Annotated in this window: 1 protein-coding gene; it reads right to left on the minus strand. The window is 47.7% G+C overall.

Features of this window, described 5'->3' with window-relative positions; translation table 11 throughout:
- Positions 1-235, minus strand: a 235-nt coding sequence (locus MTCD1_RS20335; protein ID WP_438819316.1) for a hypothetical protein, incomplete at both ends; no start/stop codon positions are given.

Here is a 235-nt window from a genome sequence, read left to right on the forward strand (position 1 = left end):
CGGTATGGCTATCAGGGTGCTCCGATACCGTTTCCGGTGTCCCTACAACCAGAATTTCACCGCCGCCGCTGCCACCTTCAGGGCCGAGATCAATAACCCAATCTGCCGTTTTCACTACATCAAGATTATGTTCAATAATGACGATGGTATTGCCGTGATCACGTAAGCGATGTAATACTTTCATGAGTAACTTAATATCATGAAAGTGCAGCCCTGTGGTGGGCTCGTCTAAGAT

The sequence above is a fragment of the Colwellia marinimaniae genome (genome assembly GCF_002207865.1).
GTDB lineage: Bacteria > Pseudomonadota > Gammaproteobacteria > Enterobacterales > Alteromonadaceae > Colwellia > Colwellia marinimaniae.